At 66.4% G+C, this 25,206-nt stretch carries 26 protein-coding genes; 25 read left to right on the forward strand and 1 reads right to left on the reverse strand.

Annotation, left to right across the window (positions count from 1 at the left end; translation table 11 throughout):
• Positions 1-26 precede the first annotated feature (26 nt).
• The 19 genes from tilS to AOP75_RS07470 all read left to right on the forward strand — a co-directional run bounded on the left by tilS (position 27) and on the right by AOP75_RS07470 (position 18,039).
• Positions 27-1,028 (forward strand): tRNA lysidine(34) synthetase TilS, encoded by a 1,002-nt coding sequence (gene tilS / locus AOP75_RS07380; RefSeq protein WP_062077834.1) that lies wholly within the window; start codon positions 27-29, stop codon positions 1,026-1,028.
• Positions 1,029-1,081: 53 nt separating this feature from the next.
• Complete coding sequence (gene hpt / locus AOP75_RS07385; RefSeq protein ID WP_062078498.1) at positions 1,082-1,618, forward strand: hypoxanthine phosphoribosyltransferase; 537 nt, start codon at positions 1,082-1,084, stop codon at positions 1,616-1,618.
• Positions 1,619-1,748: 130 nt separating this feature from the next.
• Positions 1,749-3,845, forward strand: coding sequence for an ATP-dependent zinc metalloprotease FtsH (gene ftsH, locus AOP75_RS07390; protein ID WP_083966771.1), 2,097 nt, complete (start codon positions 1,749-1,751; stop codon positions 3,843-3,845).
• Between the two features lie 32 nt (positions 3,846-3,877).
• Positions 3,878-4,474: a GTP cyclohydrolase I FolE gene (gene folE / locus AOP75_RS07395; protein ID WP_062078502.1), complete on the forward strand. Its 597-nt coding sequence runs from the start codon at positions 3,878-3,880 to the stop codon at positions 4,472-4,474.
• 6 nt (positions 4,475-4,480) lie between these two features.
• Positions 4,481-5,335, forward strand: coding sequence for a dihydropteroate synthase (gene folP / locus AOP75_RS07400; protein ID WP_236683088.1), 855 nt, complete (start codon positions 4,481-4,483; stop codon positions 5,333-5,335).
• Entirely contained in the window at positions 5,332-6,369 is a 1,038-nt protein-coding gene (gene folK, locus AOP75_RS07405; RefSeq protein ID WP_062077836.1) for a 2-amino-4-hydroxy-6-hydroxymethyldihydropteridine diphosphokinase, read from the forward strand. Before folP ends, folK begins: the two co-directional genes overlap by 4 nt.
• A 9-nt stretch (positions 6,370-6,378) precedes the next feature.
• A complete protein-coding gene (locus AOP75_RS07410) occupies positions 6,379-6,846 on the forward strand; it encodes a DUF3180 domain-containing protein (protein ID WP_062077838.1) in 468 nt (155 codons plus the stop codon).
• A gap of 48 nt (positions 6,847-6,894) precedes the next feature.
• Positions 6,895-7,374, forward strand: a complete 480-nt coding sequence (locus tag AOP75_RS07415) for a PH domain-containing protein (protein WP_062077840.1) — start codon at positions 6,895-6,897, stop codon at positions 7,372-7,374.
• On the forward strand, positions 7,371-8,969 hold the full coding sequence (locus AOP75_RS07420) for a PH domain-containing protein (RefSeq protein ID WP_062077842.1): 1,599 nt from the start codon (positions 7,371-7,373) through the stop codon (positions 8,967-8,969). Before AOP75_RS07415 ends, AOP75_RS07420 begins: the two co-directional genes overlap by 4 nt.
• Positions 8,962-9,846: a Rossmann-like and DUF2520 domain-containing protein gene (locus AOP75_RS07425; RefSeq protein ID WP_062077844.1), complete on the forward strand. Its 885-nt coding sequence runs from the start codon at positions 8,962-8,964 to the stop codon at positions 9,844-9,846. The genes AOP75_RS07420 and AOP75_RS07425 overlap by 8 nt, the downstream gene beginning before the upstream one ends.
• A complete protein-coding gene (panC, locus tag AOP75_RS07430) occupies positions 9,843-10,709 on the forward strand; it encodes a pantoate--beta-alanine ligase (RefSeq protein WP_062077846.1) in 867 nt (288 codons plus the stop codon). Before AOP75_RS07425 ends, panC begins: the two co-directional genes overlap by 4 nt.
• Entirely contained in the window at positions 10,706-11,167 is a 462-nt protein-coding gene (gene panD / locus AOP75_RS07435) for an aspartate 1-decarboxylase (RefSeq protein ID WP_236683089.1), read from the forward strand. Before panC ends, panD begins: the two co-directional genes overlap by 4 nt.
• Positions 11,168-11,206: 39 nt before the next feature.
• Positions 11,207-12,901: an L-aspartate oxidase gene (locus AOP75_RS07440; protein WP_062077850.1), complete on the forward strand. Its 1,695-nt coding sequence runs from the start codon at positions 11,207-11,209 to the stop codon at positions 12,899-12,901.
• 41 nt (positions 12,902-12,942) lie between these two features.
• Positions 12,943-13,848: a carboxylating nicotinate-nucleotide diphosphorylase gene (gene nadC, locus AOP75_RS07445; protein WP_062078504.1), complete on the forward strand. Its 906-nt coding sequence runs from the start codon at positions 12,943-12,945 to the stop codon at positions 13,846-13,848.
• Between the two features lie 20 nt (positions 13,849-13,868).
• Positions 13,869-15,401, forward strand: a complete 1,533-nt coding sequence (gene lysS / locus AOP75_RS07450; protein ID WP_062077852.1) for a lysine--tRNA ligase — start codon at positions 13,869-13,871, stop codon at positions 15,399-15,401.
• The gene (locus AOP75_RS07455) at positions 15,401-15,610 is read left to right on the forward strand and encodes a hypothetical protein (protein ID WP_062077854.1); all 210 of its coding nucleotides are present in this window, start codon (positions 15,401-15,403) and stop codon (positions 15,608-15,610) included. Before lysS ends, AOP75_RS07455 begins: the two co-directional genes overlap by 1 nt.
• A 120-nt stretch (positions 15,611-15,730) precedes the next feature.
• Positions 15,731-16,042, forward strand: coding sequence for a histone-like nucleoid-structuring protein Lsr2 (locus AOP75_RS07460; RefSeq protein ID WP_062077856.1), 312 nt, complete (start codon positions 15,731-15,733; stop codon positions 16,040-16,042).
• Positions 16,043-16,138: 96 nt separating this feature from the next.
• Entirely contained in the window at positions 16,139-17,221 is a 1,083-nt protein-coding gene (locus AOP75_RS07465; RefSeq protein ID WP_062077858.1) for a lactonase family protein, read from the forward strand.
• A gap of 74 nt (positions 17,222-17,295) precedes the next feature.
• The gene (locus AOP75_RS07470) at positions 17,296-18,039 is read left to right on the forward strand and encodes a phosphoglyceromutase (protein ID WP_062077859.1); all 744 of its coding nucleotides are present in this window, start codon (positions 17,296-17,298) and stop codon (positions 18,037-18,039) included.
• Between the two features lie 78 nt (positions 18,040-18,117).
• Here AOP75_RS07470 and phoU read toward each other — a convergent pair whose 3' ends face one another.
• Positions 18,118-18,777 (reverse strand): phosphate signaling complex protein PhoU, encoded by a 660-nt coding sequence (gene phoU, locus AOP75_RS07475; protein ID WP_062077861.1) that lies wholly within the window; start codon positions 18,775-18,777, stop codon positions 18,118-18,120.
• 145 nt (positions 18,778-18,922) lie between these two features.
• Here phoU and AOP75_RS07480 point away from each other — a divergent pair, with 145 nt between their 5' ends.
• From AOP75_RS07480 to pstB, 6 genes are all read left to right on the forward strand, one after another.
• The gene (locus AOP75_RS07480) at positions 18,923-20,035 is read left to right on the forward strand and encodes a sensor histidine kinase (RefSeq protein ID WP_062077863.1); all 1,113 of its coding nucleotides are present in this window, start codon (positions 18,923-18,925) and stop codon (positions 20,033-20,035) included.
• A complete protein-coding gene (locus tag AOP75_RS07485; protein WP_062077865.1) occupies positions 20,032-20,727 on the forward strand; it encodes a response regulator in 696 nt (231 codons plus the stop codon). Before AOP75_RS07480 ends, AOP75_RS07485 begins: the two co-directional genes overlap by 4 nt.
• A 277-nt stretch (positions 20,728-21,004) precedes the next feature.
• Positions 21,005-22,165 carry a phosphate ABC transporter substrate-binding protein PstS gene (locus AOP75_RS07490; RefSeq protein ID WP_236683090.1) on the forward strand — a complete coding sequence of 387 codons (1,161 nt, stop codon included), beginning with the start codon at positions 21,005-21,007 and terminating at the stop codon, positions 22,163-22,165.
• Positions 22,166-22,256: 91 nt separating this feature from the next.
• Positions 22,257-23,261 (forward strand): phosphate ABC transporter permease subunit PstC, encoded by a 1,005-nt coding sequence (gene pstC / locus AOP75_RS07495; protein WP_083966773.1) that lies wholly within the window; start codon positions 22,257-22,259, stop codon positions 23,259-23,261.
• The gene (gene pstA, locus AOP75_RS07500; protein ID WP_083966774.1) at positions 23,261-24,217 is read left to right on the forward strand and encodes a phosphate ABC transporter permease PstA; all 957 of its coding nucleotides are present in this window, start codon (positions 23,261-23,263) and stop codon (positions 24,215-24,217) included. Before pstC ends, pstA begins: the two co-directional genes overlap by 1 nt.
• Before the next feature lie 23 nt (positions 24,218-24,240).
• The gene (gene pstB / locus AOP75_RS07505) at positions 24,241-25,020 is read left to right on the forward strand and encodes a phosphate ABC transporter ATP-binding protein PstB (protein WP_062077869.1); all 780 of its coding nucleotides are present in this window, start codon (positions 24,241-24,243) and stop codon (positions 25,018-25,020) included.
• Positions 25,021-25,206: the final 186 nt, after the last annotated feature.

Below are 25,206 nucleotides of genomic sequence, written 5' to 3' on the forward strand. Positions count from 1 at the left end.
GCGGCGCCCGCGGCGCGGGGCGAAGCATGACGGGGCCGCACCCCTCCGTCGCCGCCGTACGTAATGCCGTGCGTGAAGCGCTGGACATCTGCGACATCGGCACCCGCATCTGGGTGGCCTGTTCCGGTGGCCCCGACTCGCTCGCGCTCGCGGCGGCGGCCGGCTACGCGGGACGCAAGGACGGGTACCTCACGGGCGCGATCATCGTGGACCACGGCCTCCAGCCAGACTCCGCGCTCGTGGCTGAACGTGCCGCCGCGCAGGTGCGCCGCGCCGGCGTGCACACCGTGTTCGTGGAGCGGGTCACGGTGGGCCGTGAAGGGGGCCTCGAATCAGCCGCCCGCAACGCCCGCTATCAAGCGCTCAACGAGCGGATCGATGCCGAGGGCGGGCTCAATCCCCAACTCTTGACCGGCCACACCATGGACGACCAAGCCGAGACGGTGCTCCTGGCGCTGGCCCGCGGCTCAGGCGCGCGTGCGTTGTCGGGCATCCCCGCCCGCCGAGGCCGCATTGTGCGACCGTTCTTGTCGCTGCGGCGCAAGGACACGTTGGCGGCCTGCCAGGCCCTTGGTCTCGATCCGTGGCATGACCCCACCAACACCGTGTCCGACGGTCCGCGTCGCTCCGCGCTGCGCACGCAGGTGATGCCTGCTCTCGTTGAGGTGCTCGGCCCGGGCGTGGTCTCGGGGTTGGCGCGGTCCGCGGCACTTCTGCAGGCCGATGCCGACGAGCTCGACCGCCAAACTCGCTCCGCCATGGGCACCGCGCCCGGTGGCGGTGAGCAGTGGACGTGCGACTCCCTCGCGGCGCTACCTGACGCGATCCGCTCCAGGATGATCAAGATGATGGCGGAGAGCCGTGGGGTGGGGCCCCTCACCGCCGCGCACGTGGGCGCGATCGATCAGCTCGTGATTGGCTACCGCGGCCAAGGGGCAGTCTCGCTGCCGGGAGGCTACGAGGCCCGCCGTGAATATGGCAGGCTTGTGATCTCGCACCCGACGCAACGTTCTCACGGCCGCCCATAACGGCATCGGCCCCCGTCACACCTGGAGGAAGCCCAGTGGATGCCCAGTTCGATATGGATGACTTCACCAAGGTGATCGTTAGCGAGAACGACATCTCGCGCAAGCTTGACGACATCGCGGAGCAGATCCGTACCGACTACGCGGGCAAGGACGTCCTGCTCGTTGGCGTGCTCAAAGGTGCAGTGATGGTGATGGCTGACCTCGCGCGGCGCCTCCCGCCGTCGTTCCAGATGGACTGGATGGCGGTGTCCTCCTACGGTTCCGGCACCAAGTCCTCCGGCGTAGTGCGGATCCTTAAGGACCTCGACACTGACCTCACAGGGCGTGATGTGCTGATCGTCGAGGACATCATCGACTCCGGCATCACGCTGCACTGGCTGTTGAACAACCTGCGTTCGCGCGGCGCCAACTCGGTTGAGGTGGCGGCGTTGCTGCGTAAGCCGGAGGCCGTGCAGGTGGACATCGATGTTCAGTACGTGGGCTTCGACATTCCCTCCGACTTCGTGGTCGGCTACGGCCTCGACTATGCGGAGAAGTACCGGACGTTGCCGTTCGTCGCGATCCTCAAGCCCGAGGTCTACGGCGGCTAGCCCAATGGCGTGAATCGCAGCCGGGCCCGCACTAGCGCGGCAACTGGCCTGGTGATGCGCCCTCGTACGCGAACGCCCTCAGCGAAACGTCTCCAGGCCCGCGCCACACTCGCGTAGGCTTCTCACCACCATGAAGAATGCCTTCAGTCTGCGCCGAATCATCCCTCTGGTCCTGCTTGCGGTCCTTTTGGGATGGCTGATCTCTGGCCTCTTCGCCCCGAGCGTGGAGCGCATCGACACCTCGCAGGGCCTCGCGGTCCTCGACACGGGCCTGGTTGACCAGGCGAAGATCGTCGACGGCGATCAACGTGTGGAACTGGTCCTCAGCGAGAGCTGGGTCGACGAGTTGCCAGAGGACGCCCCCAAGGAGTGGGCCGATTACCCGGCGCGCGTGGAGTTCTTCTATGTGGGGCCACAGGGAGAAGCGGTCGTCGATGCGATCACCGCCGCTGACCCGCCCCAGGGCTACAACTCCGAGGTTCCGCAGACCTCCATTTGGAGCACCCTTCTCTTCACCTTCTTGCCCATCCTGTTGCTCGTGGGACTGTTCTGGTTCCTGATGTCGTCCATGCAGGGCGGCGGCGGCAAGATCATGCAGTTTGGCAAGTCCAAGGCATCGATGGTGACGCCGGACACCCCGACGGTGAAGTTCGACGATGTCGCAGGCGTGGAGGAAGCCGTCGACGAGCTGCGAGAGATTCAGGAGTTCCTCGAGAACCCCGAGAAGTTCCAGTCAGTCGGCGCGAAGATCCCCAAGGGCGTGTTGCTGTACGGCCCTCCCGGCACAGGTAAGACCCTGCTTGCCCGCGCGGTCGCAGGCGAGGCAGGCGTGCCGTTCTTCCACATCTCCGGTTCCGACTTCGTGGAAATGTTTGTCGGTGTGGGCGCCAGCCGTGTCCGCGACCTCTTTGAACAGGCCAAGAAGAACGCGCCCGCGATCATCTTCGTGGACGAGATCGACGCCGTGGGTCGTCACCGCGGCGCCGGTATGGGCGGCGGACACGACGAGCGCGAGCAGACGCTGAACCAGATGCTGGTGGAGATGGACGGCTTTGGCGGCACCACCAACGTCATCATCATCGCGGCCACGAACCGCCCTGACATCCTCGACCCCGCGCTGCTGCGTCCGGGACGCTTCGACCGCCAGGTGGGCGTGGACGGCCCCGACCTCAAGGGCCGCCGCAAGGTGCTCGAGGTTCACGCCAAGGGCAAGCCGATGGCGCCAGACGTCGACCTCGACATGATCGCGCGCCGTACGCCCGGCTTCACTGGTGCCGACCTCGCGAACGTCCTCAACGAGGCGGCATTGCTGACGGCACGTCGCGATGCTCAACTGATCGGGCCCCACGAGCTTGATGAGGCGATTGACCGCGTCATCGCTGGCCCACAAAAGCGCACGCGGGTCATGAACGATCACGACAAGGTGGTCACCGCCTACCACGAGGGTGGCCACGCGCTCGTGGCAGCCGCGATGAACTTCACCGACCCGGTCACCAAGGTGACGATCCTGCCGCGCGGACGTGCACTCGGGTACACGATGGTGATGCCACAGGAGGACCGCTACTCCAAGACGCGCAACCAGTTGCTCGACAACCTCGCCTACGCGATGGGCGGGCGTATCGCTGAGGAGCTGGTGTTCGGAGACCCCTCCACCGGCGCAAGCAACGACATCCAGCAGGCGACGGAGACCGCGCGCCAGATGGTCACCGAGTACGGCATGTCGACGGACGTGGGTTCCGTGCGCCTTGCCTCGGGCTCGGGCGAGGTGTTTATGGGCCGCGACATGGGCCATAGCCGCGATTACTCGGACGTGACCGCTGCCGTCATCGACGCCGAGGTCCGTACCCTGATGGACAACGCCATGCAAGAGGCGACCAAGGCACTGCAAAACAACCGGGCGTTGCTCGACACCCTGGCGCAGGAGCTCCTCGACAAGGAGACGCTCAATGAGACGGAGTTGGCGGAGATCTTCGCCAACGTGAAGAAGGCGCCCAAGCGCAAGCACTGGGTCTCCGGCGAGTGGGCCCCCAAGTCCGCTCCTCGCAAGAAGCCGGTCGCTGCACCGGTGCCGCCCAAGGAAGAGCCCAAGGACACGATCGGGACCGAGGACGTGCCGGTTGACGTCGCGCCGGATGCCGTCGTGGCGCCGGATGGCCCCGGATCGCGTGCCGCAGGTCGGGACGGACATGAGGCCCCTGACGCTGACGGCGAGGGTGCCTCGAAGTGACGGGCGGAACTTTCGACAGCGGTCACGAGCCGGTGGACGCGGAGCCCGTCGTCTCTTCCGCGCACGGGGTGAACCACGACCGTGCCCGCAACGCGGTCCGTGAATTGTTGCTCGCGATCGGGGAGGACCCCGATCGTGACGGTTTGAAGGACACCCCTGCGCGAGTGGCGCGCGCCTATGAGGAGTTCTTTGGTGGCCTCCAGTTGGACGCCGCTGACATCTTGAGCACGGTCTTCGAGTTGGGGCACGAGGAAATGATCCTCGTCAAGGACATCGAGGTGTACTCGATGTGCGAGCACCACCTGGTGCCCTTCCACGGGGTAGCGCACGTGGCGTACATCCCGGGCGAGGACGGCCGCATTACTGGATTGAGCAAGTTGGCTCGCTTGGTAGACATGTACGCCCGCCGGCCGCAGGTCCAGGAACGCCTGACGACCCAGGTCGCGGACGCGCTCGTGAAGCACATCGGCGCGCGCGGCGTGATCGTCGTGGTTGAGGCAGAGCACCTATGCATGTCGATGCGCGGGGTCCGCAAGCCTGGCTCGCGTACCGTGACGTCCGCTGTGCGGGGGATCATGCGCGACGCTGCGACCCGTGCGGAGGCGATGAGCCTCATCGTCGGAAAGTAGGCCATCGTGACGCTCGTCATGGGCATCCTCAACGTCACCCCTGACTCCTTCAGCGACGGGGGGCGGTGGAACACGACCGATGCCGCGGTGGCCCAGGGTCTCGACCTCGCTCGGGACGGCGCGCGGGTGATTGACGTGGGTGGGGAGTCGACTCGCCCTGGCGCGGACCGAGTGAGCATCGAGGAAGAGCAAGCGCGCGTGCTGCCCGTCGTTGCTGCGCTCGCGCAGGAGGGCCTCGCCGTGTCGGTGGACACCATGCGCGCGGAGACGGCGAAAGCAGCGGTGGAGGCCGGAGCGGCCATTGTGAACGACGTCTCCGGCGGGCTCGCGGACCCCCTCATGCCCCACGTGGTGGCTGACCTCGACTGCGACTACGTCGCCATGCACTGGCGTGCTCACTCAACCCGCATGGACGCGCTGGACCGCTACCACGATGTGGTCGCGGAGGTCCGTGACGAACTCGCGTCCCGCGTCGATGTCTTGCAGGCCGCCGGCGTGAGCACCGAGCGCATCATTCTTGACCCTGGCCTGGGGTTTTCCAAGGTCGCGGAAAGCAATTGGCCGCTCCTCGCTGACATCGCTGGCTGGGCGGGCGACGCCCGAGTGTTGATCGGGGCCTCGCGCAAACGCTTTCTGGCGGCCGCGATCCAGCCTGACGAGATTGAGCGCTTTGGCGAAGACTTGCCTGCTCCACCGCCTGCGCCGCTTGAACGCGAGCACGCCACCACCGCGATCACCACCTTGTGCGCGCGCGCAGGGGTATGGGGGGTGCGTGTCCACAACGCGAGGGCCGCTCACGACGCAATCGCGGTCGTGTCTACTTGGCAGAACGCCGCGAAGGCGCAAGACTCAGGGGCATGACAGTGCACACGCGTCCGTACGTCAAAGACGGCATCGAATTGGATCAGGTAGCGGTCAAGGGGATCCGCGTCACGGGGCACCACGGTGTCTTCGACGCGGAACGTGAGACCGGCCAGCTCTTCTTCGCTGATGTCGTCGCGCACGTCAATACCCGCGCCGCTGGCGCCGGTGATGACCTCGCGCGCACCGTGAACTACTCGGACCTCGCGGACCGTACGGCAGACGTGCTGGCTGGCGAGCCCATCCAGTTGCTGGAGGCTGTCGCCGAGCGCATCGCGCGCGCCGCGCTGGAGTTCGACGGTGTGCAGTGTGTGGACGTCACGGTGCACAAGCCTCAGGCGCCGTTGCACGTGGAGTTCCAGGACGTGTCGGTGCAGATTCGCCGCGACCTTCGCGACGGCGGTCTGTGGGCAGACAAGCGCATTGGCTCGTCGGCGGGAGCGTCTGACGACCCTTTTGACACGGGCGCCGGCCCTGTCAGGGATGTGTTGGACCAGCGGCCCGCGCAGCCCGTCCCTGCCCTCATTGCGCTCGGCGGCAACCTCGGCGACGTCGAGCCCACCCTGCGTCAAGCCGTGTCCGATCTCCACCGTGTGAACGGCATTGAGGTGCGCGCCGCGTCCCCCTTGGTACGTTCGCAGCCTGAGGGAGGCAAAGATCAGCCCGAGTACCTCAACGCGGTGGTCCGCATCCACACCGCGCTTGCACCGAGGGAACTCCTGGCGGCGTGCCAGGGGATCGAGTTGGTGCACGGACGCGACCGCTCCGATGCCTCTGGCAACCGCACCGTCGATCTCGACATCGTGGACTACGACGGCATCCAAGCGGACTCCGCAGACCTCACCCTGCCGCACCCGCGTGCGCACCAGCGCGCCTTCGTGTTGCTGCCGTGGTCGTCGATGGAGCCAGACGCGCAGCTCGCGCAGCACGGCGCCATTGCCGATCTCGCACGTGGTGTCGGCACCGACGGCGTCGCGCTGGTGGATGACCGGTGGCCCCGCCCCTCGGCGCCGCAGACCCCACCTAGCCCGTAAGGCACTGTGATGTCCACCCTGACGTGGCAGCGCCTCACCATCGTGGGGCTCGTCTCGCTCACGCTGGTGTGGCTCCTGGTGCGCACGATGGACCAGTCTGGCGCCACCCCGCCCCACGTGCCGTGGTCCGCGTGGCTCATCTCGCTCGTCGTGGCGGGCTGCGCGTTGGTGTTCGGGTGGCAGGTGCGGTCCTTCCTCAAGGGCAAACGTCCCAACCTGTCGCCCTTGCGCGCCGCACGGACCGCCGTCTTCGCGCAGGCCACGGGATACGTGGGCGCGATCTTGATGGGGGCCTACGGAGGCTACGCGCTTGGCCTGTTGGATGGGTGGTCGCACGGACCTCGCCGTGAGGTGATCATCTCCGCGCTCATCGCGCTTGCTGCGGCCGCCACGATGGTGGTCGCTGGCCTCATCGCGGAACACTGGTGCCGTCACAGTGACGACGACGAGGACCGCGGTGAGGCTTCGCCTGCGTAGAAGCGCGACGCAGACGACCGCGCACAGGTCACCTGGCAGACTGTTCCCATGACGTGGGAACCCTCTGACGACGCCGCGTGGACGTACGTGTCCCGCACCCTCATTCCCGCCCGCCTCATTACGTTGTGGATATGGGTCGCGGTCCCAGCGATCATCGTGTCGGTGGTGGGTTCGTTGACAAGCCGCTGGGTCTTTGCCGGGCTCATCGCGTTGGCGGTGATTGGCCTGTGGGGAACGTGGCTGGTGTTCCGGCAGGTGACGGCGCACGCGTGGATTGAGCGCGAGGACGACCTCATCATCAAGCGTGGGCGCATGTGGCGTACGGTGACAGTGGTGCCGTACGGCCGTATGCAGTACGTCGAAGTCGAGTCCGGCCCCATTGATCGCGCGTTCGGGATCGCGAAGGTGCAGTTGCACACGGCGTCGCCTGGCTCGGATGCCCAGATCGCTGGGGTCCCCACGGCGGAAGCCGAGCGCTTGCGCGACCGCCTCGCCTCCCGCGGCGAGGCCCAACTGGCGGGCCTGTGACCGCGCCGCAGGTCCCCGCGGTGTACCGGGCGCCCCGCGAGTGGACGCGCCTGCACCCCGTCTCGCCCCTCCTGGGCGGCTGGGCCGTCTTTGGTGTCATCGGATCCATCGCGTTGTATAACTACGCGCCACAGTGGACCGGGGTGGACCCCGAGTTGCAGGCGAGTGCGCATTGGCTCATGGGCTCTCTTGGCTGGGTGGTCGCGGCGGTGGCGCTCATCGTGGGCGCCTCGATAGGGCTGGGGTTTCTCCAATGGCGCGTCAACCAGTACCGACTGTCCGACGAGGCGATCGAGCAGCGCAAGGGGATGGTGTTTAAGCAGCACAAGCAGGCCCGCCTCGACAGGGTGCAGGCGGTTGATGTGGTGCAACCGCTGCTGGCGCGCATCTTCGGGTTCGCAGCTCTCAAGATTGAGGTGGCCGGCGGCGAGAACTCGGGCGTGAGCCTCGAGTTTGTGCGGCTGGGGGATGCGGAGGCGCTGCGCAATGAGTTACTTGCGCTCGCTGCAGGGGTCAAGCGTGCGAAGGCGGAAGGCAGGGAAGCCACCGTCGATGCGATCGTGGAGGAGGCCAGCACAGCGCAGGGGGCCGATGCTGGGGCGGGGCACGTCGCGGACGGCTCGTTGCGTGACCTGATATCGCAGCCCGCGGGGTACTCGGAGACTGCCGCGGCACCGGAGCAGGAGATTTACCGCGTACCGCTCAATCGGCTCCTGATGTCGATCGTGCTGTCGTGGCCGTTCCTGTGGATCCTTGCGATCCCTGTCCTGGCGGGCGTCGCGGTCTTTGCTTTGAACCTGGACGTCGGTCGCATCCTCAGCGCCGCCGGCGCCAGTTTGTTTACGGTCGTGCCAGCGGCCTTTGCGCTCTTTGGCTTCTTCTGGAACGAGTTGTCGCGCGGTTTCGGATTTATTGCCGCGTTGTCGGAGGATGGGATTCGCCTGCGGCACGGGATGCTGGAGACCCGCCGTCAGACGGTGCCGCCCGGGCGTGTGCAGGCCGTTCAGCTGCGCCAGTCCTTGTTATGGCGCAAGCATGACTGGTGGCGCGTGTCCATTAATGTCGCGGGCTACCAGGATGACCAAGAGGCCGTGTCGACGTTGCTTCCCGTGGGTTCCCGTCAAGAGGCGCTCACTGCGCTATGGCTTGTGCTCCCCGATCTTGGCGACCCCGACCCTGCAGGCACGGTCTCGCGGGCGCTCTCGGGGACGGGCGCGGACGGTGGCTTCACGCCCGCGACCACGCGGGCACGGCTGTTCGACCCATGGCAGTGGCGACACCGCGGCGTGCGCGCGACTGACCGGGCGCTGCTCATCCGGCGTGGCTGGCTTGTGCGCGACGTATTCGTCGTGCCTCACGAGCGCACCCAGTCGCTCGCCATGACTCAGGGGCCTTTGCAACGCGTTCGCGGGGTGGCGGACGTCACCGTGCATTCCACCAACGGGCCCGTGAAACCCGTGGCGCGGCACCTCGATAGGGCCGATGCCGAGGCGCTGTTGGCGAGCCAGGCCCAGCGGGCGGCAGAGGGGCGCAAGCGGCAGACGCCCGAACAGTGGATGACGGCGGTTGGGTTACGAGAGGCCACGCATGAGTAGGCCGGGCCGCCTCAAGGTCGGGGTCATTGGAGCCGGTCGCGTGGGGGCGGTGCTCGGGGCCGCGCTCCGGGCTGCGGAACACGACATCGTGGGTGCCACGGGGGTTTCCGAGGAGTCGCTGTCTCGCATTGATGCGCTCCTGCCTGGTGTTCCCGTCATGGACCCACAGGAGGTGGCCCAGGCGGCGGACTTGGTACTCATGACGGTGCCGGATGATTCGATTGCAGCGGTGACGGCGGGGCTCGCTTCACTAGGGGCGTGGCGTCCCGGCCAGATCGTCATTCACGCGTCGGGACGGTGGGGAACGGAGGCGCTCGCAGATGCGGCGTCCAAGGGGGCAATGCCGCTGGCGATTCATCCGGCGATGACGTTCACCGGCACGTCCCTTGACCTCACCCGCATGACGGGAGCAGCGTTCGCGGTGAGCGCGGCCGCGCCGCTGTTGCCCATCGCGCAGGCCCTTGCGGTGGAGATGGGCGGTGAACCGATCGTGATCGACGACGCGGACCGGGCCGCGTACCACGCGGCATTGGTTCATGGGGCAAACCATGTGGTGACCGCCGTAAGCCAGGCCGCCGGTCTTCTCGCACGCATCGGTGTGGAGCGGCCGGATCGCGTCTTGGGGCCGCTCGTGCACGCTTCAGTTGACGGCGCGCTCGGCGACGCACCCGGTGCCGTGAGCACCCTGACCGGTCCCGTGGTGCGCGGAGACGCCGGCACCGTTGCGGCGCACTTGGCTACCTTGATCGACCAGCCCGAGGCTCTGCACGCCTACCGCGCCATGGCGCGCGCCACCGCAGACCTCGCGTTGCACGGCGGGCGCATCGGCCCAGCCGCCTATGCGGACATCATCGCGACCCTGGGAGTCGACCCGTGATCATTGCACACACACTTGCCGAGCTCGCCGCCATTGACCGCGGCACCCGCCGTGCGGTGGTGATGACCATGGGCGCGCTGCATGAGGGGCACCTCGCGCTCGTGCGGCGCGCGCGCGAGGTGGCGGACCAGGTCATCGTGACGGTCTACGTCAATCCGCTGCAGTTCGACGAGCGCGCCGACTACGACCGCTATCCCCGCACCCTTGAGGCGGACTGTGCCTTGCTCGAGCCGCTCGGGGTGGAAGCGGTGTTCGCGCCCGCGGATCACACGATGTACCCGGCGGGGGAACCGACGGTGTCCGTGAGTGCCGGGGTGATCGGCCGGGTGCTCGAGGGCGCAGCACGCCCGGGGCACTTTGACGGCGTCGTGACGGTCGTGGCGAAGCTGCTGCACCTGACGCAGCCAGATGTCGCCGTGTTTGGCGCCAAGGACGCGCAGCAGGTGATTGCGGTGCGGGCGCTAGTGCGCGACCTTAATTTCCCGGTCGAGATCGCGACGGCCGCCACGGTGCGCGATGACGACGGACTGGCGCGCTCGTCGCGCAACGTTTTCCTGTCGGACGCCGAACGCACTCAGGCGCTCGCCCTGTCGCGCGCCCTGGCGGCGTCGCAAAGCGCGGCGCACCGCGGTGCGGCCCTCGACGACGCCGTGTTCGCCGGCCGCGCGATCCTCGATGCTGCTGAGGGGGTGGTGCTCGATTACTATTCAGCGCTGGACCCCGCAGACGCGACCGAGGTCCAAGGCGACTACCGTGGAGACGTGGTGATCGCCGTCGCGGCCCGAGTGGGACGCACGCGACTCATCGACAACGTCACCACGCGCATCGGCCCTCCCGATGCCGCGGAAGGAGAACTGCCGTGACTTCCCTACAGCGGCCCATGATGATCTCGAAGATCCACCGGGCCACCGTGACCCAAGCGGACCTGCACTACGTGGGCTCCATCACGATCGATGCGACGCTGATGGAGCGCGCCGACCTGCTGCCCGGGCAGCAGGTTGACGTCGTGGATGTCACCAATGGGGCCCGCCTCACGACCTACGCAATTCCCGGTGAGCCCGGGAGCGGCCAGATCTGCATCAACGGCGCCGCGGCGCACCTCGTGAACCCGGGGGACCTCGTCATCATCATCGGCTACGGAATGCTCGCCGACGAGGAGGCCCGTGCCTTCGAGCCTCACGTGGTGTTCGTGGACGGCGAGAACCGGATCCTGCAGGAGTGTGACGATCCGGGCTCGGTGCCGGACGGCTACGGCCTCGAGCGTTCGGGCGTGCCGGTGCACGATTTCCACGACAAGGGATGGGACGCCTTCAAGTCCTAGGGGACCTGTGTCCCGGAGCGGGGCCGCTAGGTTGTTCGCATGACCTCGTTTGTTCGCCGCCTGGCTGCTCCCGAGCCCGGCTGGACCATCTCCGCTGACGTCATTGTCGTGGGGTCGGGAATCGCCGGGCTGACCGCAGCCTTGGAACTGCGATCCAAGGTCGACCACGTTCTGGTGGTGACCAAGGGCATCCTGAGTTCCGGCTCGACCGTGTGGGCCCAAGGTGGAATCGCAGCGGCGCTCGACCCAGAGGACACCCCGGACGAGCACTTCGCTGACACCCTGACCGCCGGGGTGGGACTGTGTTCCGAGGAGTCCGTGCGCATTCTCGTGGACGAAGGGCCCGACCGCGTGCGCGACTTGGTGGCCCGCGGCGCGAACTTTGATACCGGGCCCGACGGCGGCATCACGCTCACTCGGGAGGGCGGGCATCACCGCGACCGCATCGCGCATGCGGGTGGCGATGCGACCGGCGCGGAGATTTCCCGCGCGCTCATCGCGCAGCTGGAGGCCGTCCGCAACGATCCCGGCATTGAAGTCATCGAGCACGCCATGGTGGTCGACCTGCTCACCGCGGCGCCCGACTCCAACGGGCGGCCAGGACCCGTCTGCGGCGTCACCCTGCACATCATCGGCGAGGGTTCGCGCGACGGCGTCGGCGCGGCCTTGGCGAAATCGGTGATCATGGCCACCGGCGGCATTGGCCAGGTGTTCCGCTCCTCCACGAACCCGACCTCCGCCACCGGGGATGGCCTCGCGGCGGCCCTGCGGGCGGGTGCGGCCGTCGCTGACCTCGAGTTTGTCCAGTTCCACCCCACTGTCCTGTGGCAGGGGGCCGCGGCTCGCGGGCAGCAGACGCTCATCTCGGAGGCCGTGCGCGGCGAGGGCGCGTACCTTCTCAATGCCGATGGCAAACGCTTTATGGTCGACCGTCACGAGATGGCAGAGCTGGCACCGCGCGACGTCGTCAGCCGCGGCATTGTCGCGATGATGGAGGAAGAGGATTCCGAGAGCGCCTTCCTGGACTGCCGCCACCTGGGAGGGGCGTTCCTGCGTGAGCGGTTCCCCACCATCTGGGAGCGGCTTGCCGAGCAAGGTGTCGATATGGCGCACGACCTCATTCCCGTCGCGCCGGCGCAGCACTATCACTCGGGGGGAATCCTGACGGACCTGCGCGGCCGCTCCACACAGGCGGGCCTGTACGCGGTGGGCGAGGCCGCGTGCACGGGGGTTCACGGCGCGAACAGGCTGGCGTCGAACTCGCTCTTGGAAGGTCTCGTGTTCGCGCACCGGGCGGCTGCCGATGCCGCGGCGACGGTGGCAGAAGGAACGGTGCGCCAGCACGAGCCGGTTGACCGGCCCGGGCCCACCGCTTTGCTTCCCGCGACCATGCGCCCGCAGGTGCAAAAGGCCGTGCAACAAGGCGCGGGCCCCATCCGCGACGCCGAGGGACTGACCCGAGCCGCGGACCGGCTCGCCCGGATTCGCCAGCGGTACCACCGCGAAGGCGCGCTGTCCGGCGAGCCGCAAATCGCGGAGTGGGAGACCTCGAATGTGCTGGCCTGTGGCTCGGCGTTGGTGGCGACCGCGCTGGAGCGTCGAGAGACGCGCGGTGGTCACGTTCGTGACGACTTCCCTGATAGGGACGATGCCCGGTGGAGGGTCCGCGTGGCCGCGCACCTGGACGCCGATGGCACGCTGGCACTGCTCCATGCGCCGCTGGACGTGGGATAGGGAGACCTTGGCAGCGCGCTAGCCGTACGCTGGTGGCCGTGATGCATCCTGAGGACCTGCCGCAAGACCGCCCACTGTCCGCCTCGTGGCTTGCCGGCGCCGTCGCGCAAGCCTTAGACGAGGACCTGGGCGCGGAGCCTGGCCGCGATGTCACCACGCAGTCGACCATTGGGGCGGACTCGTGGGTAGCGGGCCGCATCGTGATGCGGGAGCCGGGTGTGGCGGCGGGAGTGCCGGTCATCGCGGAGACCCTGGCCCAGGTGGCTGACCGATTGGGCCTGCGCCGGCCGCGCGTCGACGTCGCCGTCGCGGATGGTGACCGCCTCCAGGGTGGTGCCACGGTGGCGTCGATTGAGGGTGCGGGGCACGTGGTGCTGATCGCCGAGCGCACCATGCTGAATTTCTTGTCGCGGGCGTGTGGCATCGCTACTCATACGCGCCGGTGGGCAGACGCCTTGGAGGGGACAGGGGCTGCGGTGCTCGATACGCGCAAGACCACCCCTGGTCTACGCGAACTGGAGAAGTACGCGGTGCGGTGCGGTGGGGGAGTCAACAAGCGCGTGGGGCTCTATGACTGCGCGATGGTGAAGGACAACCACATCGCGGCAGCTGGGACGGTGAGTGGGGCCATCGCAGCCATCGCTTCTCGTTACCCCGACGTGCCGGTGCAGGTTGAGGTGGAGACGCCCGAGCAGGCGTGGGAGGCGATTGATGCCGGGGCCCGCTTCCTGATGATCGACAACATGCCACCGGTGGAGATGGCGCCGCTCGTGGCCGCAATCCGCGCGCGGGAGGCCGACCTTGGCCGCGTGCGCCTCGAGGCCACAGGCGGCCTCACCCTCGACAACGTTCGGGACGTAGCCCTGACGGGCGTGGATTACATGTCCGTGGGCGCACTGACGCACTCGAGTCCCATCATCGATCTGGCGCTCGACCTCGACGCTTGACCCGCTGACGCACGCCCGCCATGCGCGCCGGTAACCTAGAAGGCGTGACTGACGAGACTCCCACGCCCGAACAGGACCTCCCCGAGCAGATGCGCGTGCGCCGCGAGAAGCGCGACCGCCTCATTGCGCAGGGTGGCCAGGCCTACCCGGTGTCCGTCCCGCGTACTCATGAGATTGCCGACGTCAAGGCGGAGTACGACCGCCTTGAGACGGGCGAGGAGACAGATGACGTGGTCGGTGTCGCCGGCCGTGTCGTGTTCATTCGCAACACCGGCAAACTGTGCTTCGCGGCCGTCCAGGACGGCGCGGGTGAGCGCTTGCAGGTGATGTTGTCGCTCGCTGAGGTTGGTGAGGACTCCCTCGCGGCGTTCAAGGCTGATGTCGACTTGGGCGATCACCTCTTCGCCAAGGGCCGGGCCATCAAGTCGCGTCGCGGCGAGGTGTCCGTGTTTGCCTCCGAGTGGGAGATTGCCGCGAAGGCGTTGCGACCGCTGCCGGTATTGCACAAGGAACTGTCTGAAGAATCGCGAGTGCGTCAGCGCTACGTCGACCTCATTTCGCGGCCGTTGGCGCGCGACACCGTGCGCCACCGCGCGCACGTCATGCGTTCGCTGCGTGAATCGCTACACGGGCGCGGATTTATTGAGATCGAGACCCCCATGTTGCAGACCCAGCATGGAGGCGCGGCGGCCCGCCCGTTCGTGACCCACATGAACGCATATGACATCGATTTGTACATGCGTATTGCGCCCGAACTGTTCTTGAAGCGCGCAGTCGTGGGCGGGATCGAAAAGGTCTTCGAGATCAATCGCAATTTCCGCAACGAGGGCGCGGACTCCTCGCACTCGCCGGAGTTTTCGATGCTCGAGGCGTACGAGGCTTACGGCGATTACAACACCATGGCTGCACTCACGCGCGACCTGATCCAGGGGGCCGCGACGGACGTCTTTGGTTCCACCACGGTCACGCTGGCTGACGGCGAAGAGTACGACCTTGGCGGGCAGTGGGACGAGCTCACGATGTACGGCTCGCTTTCGGAGGCCATGGGCGAGGAAGTCACGCCGGCGACCTCCGTTGAGCAGTTGCTGGCGTGGTGCGACAAGGCGGAAGTCTCGGTTGATCCCAAGCGGGCCAATCACGGCAAGCTTGTCGAGGAGCTGTGGGAGCACTTCGTCGGGGATGCCTTGACGGCGCCCACCTTCGTACGCGACTTTCCCGTAGAGACCAGCCCGTTGACGCGCGATCACCGCAGCCAGGACGGCATTGTCGAGAAATGGGACCTGTATGTGCGCGGCTTCGAGTTGGCGACCGCTTACTCGGAACTGGTGGACCCGGTCATTCAGCGTGAGCGCTTTGAGCAGCAGGCGCGCATGGCCGCGCTAGGCGATGATGAGGCGATGAAGCTCGACGAGGACTTCTTGACGGCCATGGAGTATGCGATGCCTCCTGCCGGTGGAATGGGAATGGGCATGGACCGGCTGCTGATGGCCATGACGGGGCTCGGCATTCGCGAGACCATCACCTTCCCGCTCGTGAAGCCGAGCGAGGACTAATGCCTACGTGGCAGGCCGTCGCGATCGGCATCATTCCATCCATTGGCGTAGGGCTCGTTTTCTGGTTCGCGATGCGCGCTGTGGTGCGGGCAGACCGCAACGAGCGCGCGGCATTGGCGAGGGCCGATGCCGAGGCGGCTACGGTGGCAGATGTGGCACCTTCGCGCGGGGCCTCTGAGGCCGACTCCGAATCTTCCGCGCCACGCTAATCTGGCTTTCGTATTCCCGCACATCTGGTGGGGAATGAATCCCCGGCAGAATTTGTCTTATTGACGAATTCGGTAGCGGCATGTGACGCTATTGCCAGTCCCTACAGAAAAGGAAAGCAGATGGCGCAGAAGGTACAGGTCGTTCTCGTTGATGATATTGATGGTGGCGATGCATCGCAGACCGTCAGTTTCGCCATTGACGGAACCTCCTACGAGATTGATCTGAATGACGCCCACGCCGCTGAGTTGCGCGATGCGCTGCAGCCGTGGATTGCGGTCGCGCGCAAGACGTCCACCCGCCGCGCCGCTAGCCGTGGCCGCCGCGAGGACACCGGCAAGATCCGCGCGTGGGCGAAGGCCAACGGCTTCGACGTTTCCGAGCGCGGCCGCATTTCTGCTCAGGTGCGCGAGGCATACGCCAAGGCACACTAAGGCCGCGTGCGCGGCCTGCGCACACCCCAGATGTGAGACGCAGACGGCTCCGCACCCTCAGGTGCGGGGCCGTCTGCATGAGTCAGGAGAAGGACCATGAGCGAGACGGTCGAGCAAGCAGCGGTGTGGTGGGGCACGTACCCCGAGGCCGGACTGGGCACCCCCACAGGGACGGGGGAGGGCCTGTGGCGTCAAAGTGCAGCTGACGCGAAGCAGGTGCTCGAGCTGCCGGCGCCGTCCTTTATGGTCCCGCACCCCTCCCTTCCCCTGATCTATGCGGCAAGCGAAGAGGAGTACTCGGTTCTCCATGTGCTCGACGTGAGCGACCCTGACTCGCCGCGGATTGTGGGCTCCGTGGGAACGCGCAGCGCGGGCGCCTGCCACGTCCTATTGGCCCCGGACGCCCGCACCCTCTACGTCAGCCACTACACCTCCGGAACTCTCGTCGTCGTGTCCGTCGGCGAGGACGGCCACTTCTTGTCGGATGAGCCCACTCAGGTCTTTGGGCACGAGGGATCCGGACCGCGCACCGACCGCCAGGACGCCCCTCACGCGCACTTCGCGGGTCTGGGGCCGGGCGGACACCACGTCCTGGTTGCCGATTTGGGCACGGACGAGCTCCGCCGCTACGCGCTGCGCCCCGACGGTCTGCTCGACGACCATGGCGTCGCCGCGACGCTCCCCGGGGGCTCGGGCCCACGGCACTTCGTTGTCGACGGGTCCATGCTGTACGTCGCCTGCGAACTCACGGGCGCCGTCGCGACCCTGAGATGGGACGGCGCGAGCGGCACCGCAGAGGTGATCGCGCAGGTTCCCGCCACGACCGCCCTGCCCCGCACGGCCGACGAGAACTATCCGTCCCACATTCTCCTCCACGCGGGCACCGTGCTTGTGGGGGTCCGCGGGGCGGACGTGATCGCCGTCCACGACCTCAGCCCCGAGGGCGAACTGCGCTACCGCAACGCCATCGATGCCGGACACTGGCCGCGCCACTTCGCAGTGATCGAGGACCGCGTTCACGTGGGCGCGGAGCGTGGTCACGAGGTGCGCACCCTTGCCCTGGCGGATGTGCTGAGCGTCGCGCCCGAGTCCCAGGTTGGCGAGATCGTGAATCTTCCCCATGCATCGGCCCCGCTGCCAAGTCCGGCGTTCGTCATGGCGCCGGTGCCCGCCCACTAGAGCGAGCATCGTCCCTCCCAGGCCAGTGCCAAGGTCCCACTCGCCGCGCGGGCGAACGGCGATAGGCTGAAGCCATGACCTACACACTGATCCTGCTCCGCCACGGCGAGAGCGAGTGGAACGCGAAGAACCTGTTCACCGGCTGGGTGGACGTCGAGCTCAACGAAAAGGGTTGGGGTGAGGCCAAGCGCGGCGGCGAGTTGCTCAAGGCCGAAGGCGTCCTGCCTGACGTCGTCCACACGTCCCTGCTGCGCCGCGCGATCATGACCGCGAACCTGGCGCTCGACGCCGCGGACCGTCACTGGATCCCCGTCAAGCGCGACTGGCGTCTCAACGAGCGTCACTACGGCGACCTGCAGGGCAAGAACAAGGCAGAGACCCTCGAGCAGTTCGGCGAGGAGCAGTTCATGACGTGGCGCCGCTCATACGACGTGCCACCGCCCGTCATCTCCGACGACAACCAGTACTCGCAGGAAGGTGACCCGCGCTACGCGGGCGAGCCAACCCCCAAGACTGAGTGCCTCAAGGACGTGCTTGAGCGCGCGCTGCCGTACTGGGAGTCGGACGTGGTGCCGGACCTCAAGGCAGGAAAGACCGTCATGGTCGCCGCTCACGGTAACTCGCTGCGCGCGATCATCAAGCATCTCGACGGCATTGCCGACGACGACATCGTTGGCGTCAATGTGCCCACCGGTATTCCGCTTGTGTACGAACTCGACGAGGAGACCCTCAAGCCCATCAAGGCCGGCGGAACCTACCTCGACGCGGACGCTGCGGCTGCCGCCATCCAGGCTGTCGCGAACCAGGGCAAGAAGTAGCCCCACGCGCACCAAGGGCGCCCATCTCCTGCGTGGAGATGGGCGCCCTTGCGCGTCAGGTGAGGCCGGTCTGAGGCGTCAGAAGCGCGCTCGAGAGCCCGTGTGGTCGCCGGTCACCAAGTAGACAATCTGGCGTGAAACCGCCACGGCGTGGTCGCCAAAGCGCTCGAAGAAGCGAGCGAGCAAGGCGATGTCGAGCGTCTCCTGGACCGAGCCGGAGTAGCCCGACTCCAGGAGCGTCTTGTACGACGCGGAGTGCAGATCGTCGAGTTCGTCGTCGTCGGAGACGATGCCAGCGGCGACGTTGAGGTCGCGGTTCTCGAGCAGCGAGGCCACCTCACCAGCGGCGCGCTTGGCCGCCTCCGTCATCCCAGTGATGATCTCGCGGTGGCCCTCGGGAATGGCGCTGTCCGGGTAGGCACGGCGCGCGGCCTCGGCAATGTGCTGCGCAAGGTCACCCATGCGCTCAAGCGAAGCGGAGATGCGTAGCGACGAGATGATGGTGCGCAGGTCCAGGCCAACGGGCTGCTGTTGGGCAATGAGCAGGACGCAGCGCTCGTCCACGGTGGCCTCGAGCTCGTCGAGCTTCACGTCGTCGGCAATGACCTTTTGGGCCAATTCGACGTTCTGCTCCAGCAGGGCTTGAGAGGCGCGGGTGATCGCGGACTCGACGTGGTGGCTCATGGTGATGAGATCGCCGGCAAGTTCCGACATCTCTGCGGTGAAAATCGTGCGCATGACTCTCCTCTAAGGCTGTTGCGTCGTCCCTAGTGTGGCACCGCTCATCGCTTTGCACCCAAGTAAGCGGCACACAATCGGTAAACATCGAGTGACCAATGGGAAACTTTGGGTGAACTCGCGCCAGCGTCGATACTGTGACCACATGACCCCCGAGATCTGGCTAGCCGCCGCCATCGGACTAGCGGTGGGCGCCACGGTGGCTGCCGTGGTGATGTACTCGCGCCGCGACGCGCAGGACAGTTCGGGAACTCTCATTCCGCACCGCACCCGCGAGGTGCTATCCGCGCTGCAGTCGGGAACCATGGTCGTGCGGCGGGACCGGCGATCGGGTTTCTCGAACCCCACGGCCGCTGCGCTCGGCGTAGCGCGTCCTGACGGTGCGCTCCACCCGGGAGTGGCGGATCTCGCGGAGGCGGCATGGGCAGCCGGCAGGCCCGTCGAAGACGAGGTCGTGGTGAACCGCGGAGTGCTGGGAGTGTCGACGATCGTTCACGTGCGCGTCACCCCCTTGGGCGATGAACTTGCCCTCGCGATCGCGAACGACAACACCGAGCAGCGCGCGGCCGAACAGACCCGGCGCGAGTTCGCCGTCAACGTGTCGCACGAGCTCAAGACGCCTGTGGGCGCGTTGTCCCTCCTCGCGGAGACCATCCAGGACAACGCCGAAGACACGGAGATGGTCAGAGACTTCTCCAAGAAGATCCGCAAGGAGACGCGGCGCTTGGCCAAGCTGATCCAGGAAATCATCGAGATTTCCCGCATCCAGGGCGGCGAGTCCGTGCTCGAATACGAGGTGGTCCCGCTTGAGGGCGTGGTCGCCGAGGTCGTCGAGGGAGCCCAGATCGCTGCGGAGGCACGCAGTCTCACGCTCGTGGCAGATGTCGCTGCTACGCCGTCGGTCATGGGCGACCGCGATCTGCTGGTCATGGCCCTGCGCAACTTGGTCGACAACGCGATCAACTACTCGGATACCGGCTCGCACGTGACGGTGTCGCTCACGGCCGAGGGCGAGGTCGCTGAACTCAAGGTAATCGACGCCGGCATCGGCATCTCGAAAGAAAACCAAGAGCGCATCTTTGAGCGCTTCTACCGGGCAGATCCCGCGCGGTCGCGTGAGACCGGTGGCACCGGTTTGGGTCTGTCGATCGTCAAGCACGTGGTCTTGCAACATTCGGGGGTCGTGGACGTGTGGTCCAAGCCCACCGTGGGATCCACCTTCACCGTTCGTCTCACCACTCACCAGGAGGAGCAATGACCGAGGCGCGCATTCTCGTCGTCGAGGACGAGGAGTCGTACCGCGACTCCCTGAAGTATCTGCTGCGGCGCGAGGGATTTGACGTCCTGCTCGCGGAGAACGGTCAGCAGGGCGTTGAGGCCTTTGCCAGGGATGGGGCAGATGTGGTGCTACTCGACCTCATGCTGCCGCGGATGTCGGGCACCGAGGTATTCCGGGAGATTCGCGAACGTTCCAACGTGCCCATCATCATGGTGACCGCAAAGGACGACCAGGTCGACAAGATCATCGGCCTGGAACTGGGAGCCGACGACTATGTCACCAAGCCGTATAGCGCCCGGGAGCTGGTGGCCCGCATCCGTGCCGTCCTGCGCCGCCACGGCGCTGGGGCAACGGACATGCCTGATGAGCCCGAGCGACTCACGGTGGCGGGAATCACGATGGACCCCGAGCGGCTGTCGGTGGCGCGCGGCGATGACGTGCAGAACCTGCCGCCCAAGGAGTTCGCGCTGCTGCACCTGCTGGCTCAGAACGCGGGCCGCGTCCTGCCCCGTCAGGTCATCATCGACCGCGTCTGGGGAGCGGACTACTTTGGCGACACGAAGACGCTCGACGTGCACATTAAGCGCTTGCGCGGACGCATCGAGGAAGACCCCTCACACCCCGTCCTCATCCAGACGGTGCGCGGCGTCGGCTACACGTTCGAGGCCTAGCCCCCGCCCCTTCCCGCCACATGGCTCCATTTCGCTGTCATAGCTAGCTATCACAGCGAAATGGAGCCATGTGGCGTGGGTGGGCGAGCCCAAACTGGGGCTGTGATGCCCCGGTGACCCGGGCATCGGCCCGATGCGCCCGTCCAGTACCGCTGCCGTGTTTACCTAACGTTCACCCCATATTCAGTTATCCCCCTTGGTGGCGTTACCTGCCGTCCCTACGTTGGAACACGTCCGGCAGACAGCCGGCAGTCCCTGAATCTTCTTTGATCTACAAGTGAGGACCATCACTGTGAAGCTCATGAACCGCACCGGAGCCGTTGTCTCGGCCGCCGCGCTGACCTTCGCCCTGGCCGCTTGCTCGCCTTCCAACGAGCAGACCGACGAGCCGGCCGAGTCGACCGCAGGCGCAACCTCCGCTGAGGAGACCACCGAGGCCGCATCGCTCTCGGGCAACCTGCAGGGCGCCGGCGCCTCATCGCAGGAGTCCGGCATGGACGCCTGGCGCGCCGAGTTCCAGAACGCCAACCCCGACGTCACCGTGGGCTACGACCCGGTCGGCTCCGGCGGTGGCATTGAGCAGTTCCTGTCGGGCGCCGTGCCCTTCGCCGGCTCCGACGGCCTGCTGGACGACTCCGAGTACGCGCAGGCAGTCGAGCGTTGCGCCGGTGAGGGTGGCGCTTACCACCTGCCCATGTACATCTCGCCTGTCGCGGTGATGTTCAACCTCGAGGGCGTCGAGACGCTGAACATGGACGCGGCCACGATCGCGAACATCTTCGACGGCAAGATCACCACCTGGGACGACGAGGCCATCGCGTCGCAGAACGAGGGCGTCGAGCTCCCCTCCGACACCATCACGGTCGTCTACCGCTCCGACTCCTCGGGCACCTCCGAGAACTTCACGGACTACCTTGAGCAGGCAGCGGACGGCGCATGGCCGTACGAGGCTTCCAAGGAGTTCCAGACCGCAGCCAACCAGTCCGTTGGCTCGGACGGTACGTCCGCAGTGGTGGACACGGTGACCTCGACCTCCGGCGCCATTGGCTACGCTGACGCCTCGCGCGCTGCCGGTCTCGGTACCGTCGCCGTGAAGGTCGGCGAAGAGTACGTGCCCTTCTCGCCGGAGGCCGCCGCGAACATCGTCGCCGCATCGCCCCTGGCAGACAACGCCAACGGTGAGAACGACCTCGCATACGCGATCGACCGCACCACCACCGACTCGTCGGCCTACCCGCTGACCCTGGTCTCGTACCACATCGTCTGCTCGCAGTACGAGGACGAGGCCGAGCGCATGCTGGTCACCGAGTTCGAGAAGTTCGTTGCTTCCCCCGAGGGCCAGCAGGCCGCAGCCGGCGCCGCCGGTTCCGCCCCGCTGACCGCGGAGCTGTCGGAGCAGATCACGTCGATCCTCGACGGAATCGCCTCCAACGCCTAAGTCCACGGCACACCACAGTGGTGGGCTCGCCCGGTAGGGTGGGCCCACCACTTGCCATGACAGTGATCACAGAATTAAGGGAGACCTACGCGTGACCACGACCCCGCCGTCTACTGCCTCCGAGTCGGAGACCAGCGACTACGGCACCCACCCCGGAGCACGCGCGAACAGCGTGTTCAAGGGCTTGTCCACCGGCGCGGGTGCGCTGATTCTCGTCACGCTCGCAGCTGTCGCGACGTTCCTTCTCGCCGAGGCCTGGCCTGCGGTGCAGGCGGCGTCTGGCGATCACCTGGGCGACGAAGTCTCCTTCATCAAGCCTGAAGACGGTCAGTCGCTGATGGAGATCATCGGCTATCTGATCTACGGCACGTTGATCATGTCGATCATCGCGTTGGTTATCGCGACCCCGGTCTCCATCGGCATCGCGCTGTTTATTTCGCACTACGCGCCGCGTCGGCTCGCGCAGACGCTGGGCTATTTGATCGACCTGCTCGCCGCCGTCCCGTCCGTGGTCTACGGCCTGTGGGGCGTCGCCGTCTTGGTACCTTTCCTGACGCCGTTCTACCAGTTCCTCGCGGACTACCTCGGGTTCATCCCGCTGTTCGCGGCACCCGAGTCCGGGGAGATCTTCACCGGTCGCGTCGCGATGTCAGCCGGCATTGTGCTGGCGATCATGATTCTCCCGATCATCACCGCCGTGTCTCGCGAGGTCTTCCTGCAGACGCCCGTCCTCCACGAGGAGGCGGCGCTGGCCATGGGCGCCACCCGGTGGGAAATGATCAAGATGGCCGTGTTCCCGTTCGGCCGCTCCGGCATGATCGGTGCCACCATGCTGGGTCTGGGCCGCGCGCTCGGCGAGACCATGGCCGTGCTGATGATCATCAGCCCCGGACTGACGTTCTCGCCCTACCTGCTGCAGCCCAACCAGCACAACACCGTCGCCGGATACATCGCGCTGCAGTTCCCTGAGGCCAACTCCATGGGCGTCAACTCGCTCATCGCGATGGGCCTGGCGCTGTTCGTGATTACCTTGCTCGTCAACATGCTCGCGCGCTGGATCGTGTCGCGCCGCAGCGAATTCTCTGGAGCGAACTGATGGCGACCACCACCCTCAGCCCCTTTGGGGAGATCTCCCGCTCACGTCGCGTGAAGGACCGCGCGATGTCCTTCCTGATCTACGGCGCCTTCGCGCTCGCGATCATTCCGCTCGTGTGGCTGTTGGCCACCGTGGTGGTCAAGGGTGTCGACCGCTTCATGATCTCGGATACGTACCCAGACAGCGGGTTCAACCTCGAGTTCTTGAACCAGACCATGCGTGGCGTCTTCGGTTCCGAGGCTCCCTTTGGCGGTATTTCCCACGCGATCGTCGGATCCGTGATGATGACGCTCACCGCGACGGTCATTTCGGTGCCGGTCGGCCTGCTGACGGCGATCTACCTCGTGGAGTATGGCAGCGGCAAGTTGCAAAAGGGCATCCGCTTCTTTGTCGACGTCATGACGGGTATCCCGTCCATCGTTGCCGGTCTGTTCGCCTACTCCCTGTTCGCGATCACGATTGGCCCGGGCACCAAACTCGGCATTGTGGGCGCTGTCGCGTTGTCCGTGCTGATGATCCCGGTCGTGGTCCGCTCGAGCGAGGAGATGCTGCAGCTCGTGCCAAACGAACTGCGCGAGGCCTCCTACGCCCTGGGCGTGCCCAAGTGGCTCACGATCATCAAGGTCGTGCTGCGCACGTCCGTGGCTGGTATCACCACCGGTATCACCCTGGCGATCGCACGTGTCATCGGAGAGACAGCCCCCCTCTTGGTCGCGGTCGGCGTCGCTGACTCGCTGAACTGGAACCTCTTCGAGGGCCGCATGATGTCGCTTCCCGTGTACATCATCTCTGAGTACGAGAAGGGTCCGCTGCCGTGTGCCACCGACACCTGTGTGTCGGAGATCACGGAGTACCGGGCATGGGCCGCAGCGCTCGTGCTGATCCTCATCGTGATGGCCCTCAACCTCATCGCCCGCCTCATCGCCAAATACTTCTCCCCGAAGAGCGGCCGCTAGGCCCCCAGAAACGGAGCACCGCAGTGTCTAAGCGCATCGACATCAACAACTTGAACGTCTACTACAGCCAGTTCTTGGCAGTAGAGGACGTCTCGCTGTCGATCGAGCCCCAGTCCGTGACTGCCTTCATTGGCCCCTCGGGCTGTGGCAAGTCGACCTTCCTCCGCACGCTTAACCGTATGCACGAGGTCATCCCAGGCGCCCGCGTCGAGGGCGAGGTCCTCATTGACGGCGTTGACTTGTACGGCAAGGACGTGGACCCCGTGACGGTCCGCCGCCACGTCGGCATGGTCTTCCAGCGCCCTAACCCGTTCCCCACGATGTCCATCGCGGAGAACGTGCTTGCCGGCTTTCGCCTCAACAACAAGCGTGTCTCGCGTTCCGAGGCAGACGAGATCGTCGAGTCCTCCCTGCGCGGCGCGAACCTGTGGGATGAGGTCAAGGACCGTCTCGACAAGCCGGGTTCATCGCTCTCTGGCGGTCAGCAGCAGCGTCTGTGCATTGCGCGGGCCATCGCGATCAAGCCGGATGTCCTGCTGATGGATGAGCCATGCTCCGCGCTGGACCCGATCTCGACGCTCGCGATTGAAGACCTCATCGCCGAGCTCAAGGATCAGTACACGATCGTGATCGTGACTCACAACATGCAGCAGGCTGCGCGCGTGTCAGACACCACCGCGTTCTTCAACATTGCGGGCACGGGCAAGCCGGGCAAGCTGATTGAGATGAACGACACCACGACGATGTTCTCTACGCCCGCGGAGAAGGCCACCGAGGACTACATTTCCGGTCGCTTCGGGTAACCCGCACAAGTGTGAATCCCGCTGGTGCGCTTCGGCGCACCGGCGGGATTCTGCGTTCCGGGGGCCGATGCCAGGTGGGGGCGCATACGCAGGGTGCCCGGGGCATCGGCCCGCTTTGCTGCTGTGCTCCACAGTGATGCGGAGTCGCGCTGAGTTGCGACGCGCGCTTGAGTTGCGACGCGCGCT

It is taken from the genome of Demequina globuliformis (assembly GCF_000975155.1).
In the GTDB taxonomy this organism is placed as follows: domain Bacteria; phylum Actinomycetota; class Actinomycetes; order Actinomycetales; family Demequinaceae; genus Demequina; species Demequina globuliformis.

Coding starts and splice junctions, on each gene's coding strand:
- tilS (WP_062077834.1), top strand. CDS start 27: ATGACGGGGCCGCACCCCTCCGTCGCCGCCGTACGTAATGCCGTGCGT.
- hpt (WP_062078498.1), top strand. CDS start 1,082: ATGGATGACTTCACCAAGGTGATCGTTAGCGAGAACGACATCTCGCGC.
- ftsH (WP_083966771.1), top strand. CDS start 1,749: ATGAAGAATGCCTTCAGTCTGCGCCGAATCATCCCTCTGGTCCTGCTT.
- folK (WP_062077836.1), top strand. CDS start 5,332: ATGACAGTGCACACGCGTCCGTACGTCAAAGACGGCATCGAATTGGAT.
- AOP75_RS07410 (WP_062077838.1), top strand. CDS start 6,379: ATGTCCACCCTGACGTGGCAGCGCCTCACCATCGTGGGGCTCGTCTCG.
- AOP75_RS07415 (WP_062077840.1), top strand. CDS start 6,895: ATGACGTGGGAACCCTCTGACGACGCCGCGTGGACGTACGTGTCCCGC.
- AOP75_RS07425 (WP_062077844.1), top strand. CDS start 8,962: ATGAGTAGGCCGGGCCGCCTCAAGGTCGGGGTCATTGGAGCCGGTCGC.
- AOP75_RS07440 (WP_062077850.1), top strand. CDS start 11,207: ATGACCTCGTTTGTTCGCCGCCTGGCTGCTCCCGAGCCCGGCTGGACC.
- nadC (WP_062078504.1), top strand. CDS start 12,943: ATGCATCCTGAGGACCTGCCGCAAGACCGCCCACTGTCCGCCTCGTGG.
- lysS (WP_062077852.1), top strand. CDS start 13,869: ATGCGCGCCGGTAACCTAGAAGGCGTGACTGACGAGACTCCCACGCCC.
- AOP75_RS07455 (WP_062077854.1), top strand. CDS start 15,401: ATGCCTACGTGGCAGGCCGTCGCGATCGGCATCATTCCATCCATTGGC.
- AOP75_RS07460 (WP_062077856.1), top strand. CDS start 15,731: ATGGCGCAGAAGGTACAGGTCGTTCTCGTTGATGATATTGATGGTGGC.
- AOP75_RS07465 (WP_062077858.1), top strand. CDS start 16,139: ATGAGCGAGACGGTCGAGCAAGCAGCGGTGTGGTGGGGCACGTACCCC.
- AOP75_RS07470 (WP_062077859.1), top strand. CDS start 17,296: ATGACCTACACACTGATCCTGCTCCGCCACGGCGAGAGCGAGTGGAAC.
- phoU (WP_062077861.1), bottom strand. CDS start 18,777: ATGCGCACGATTTTCACCGCAGAGATGTCGGAACTTGCCGGCGATCTC.
- AOP75_RS07480 (WP_062077863.1), top strand. CDS start 18,923: ATGACCCCCGAGATCTGGCTAGCCGCCGCCATCGGACTAGCGGTGGGC.
- AOP75_RS07485 (WP_062077865.1), top strand. CDS start 20,032: ATGACCGAGGCGCGCATTCTCGTCGTCGAGGACGAGGAGTCGTACCGC.
- pstA (WP_083966774.1), top strand. CDS start 23,261: ATGGCGACCACCACCCTCAGCCCCTTTGGGGAGATCTCCCGCTCACGT.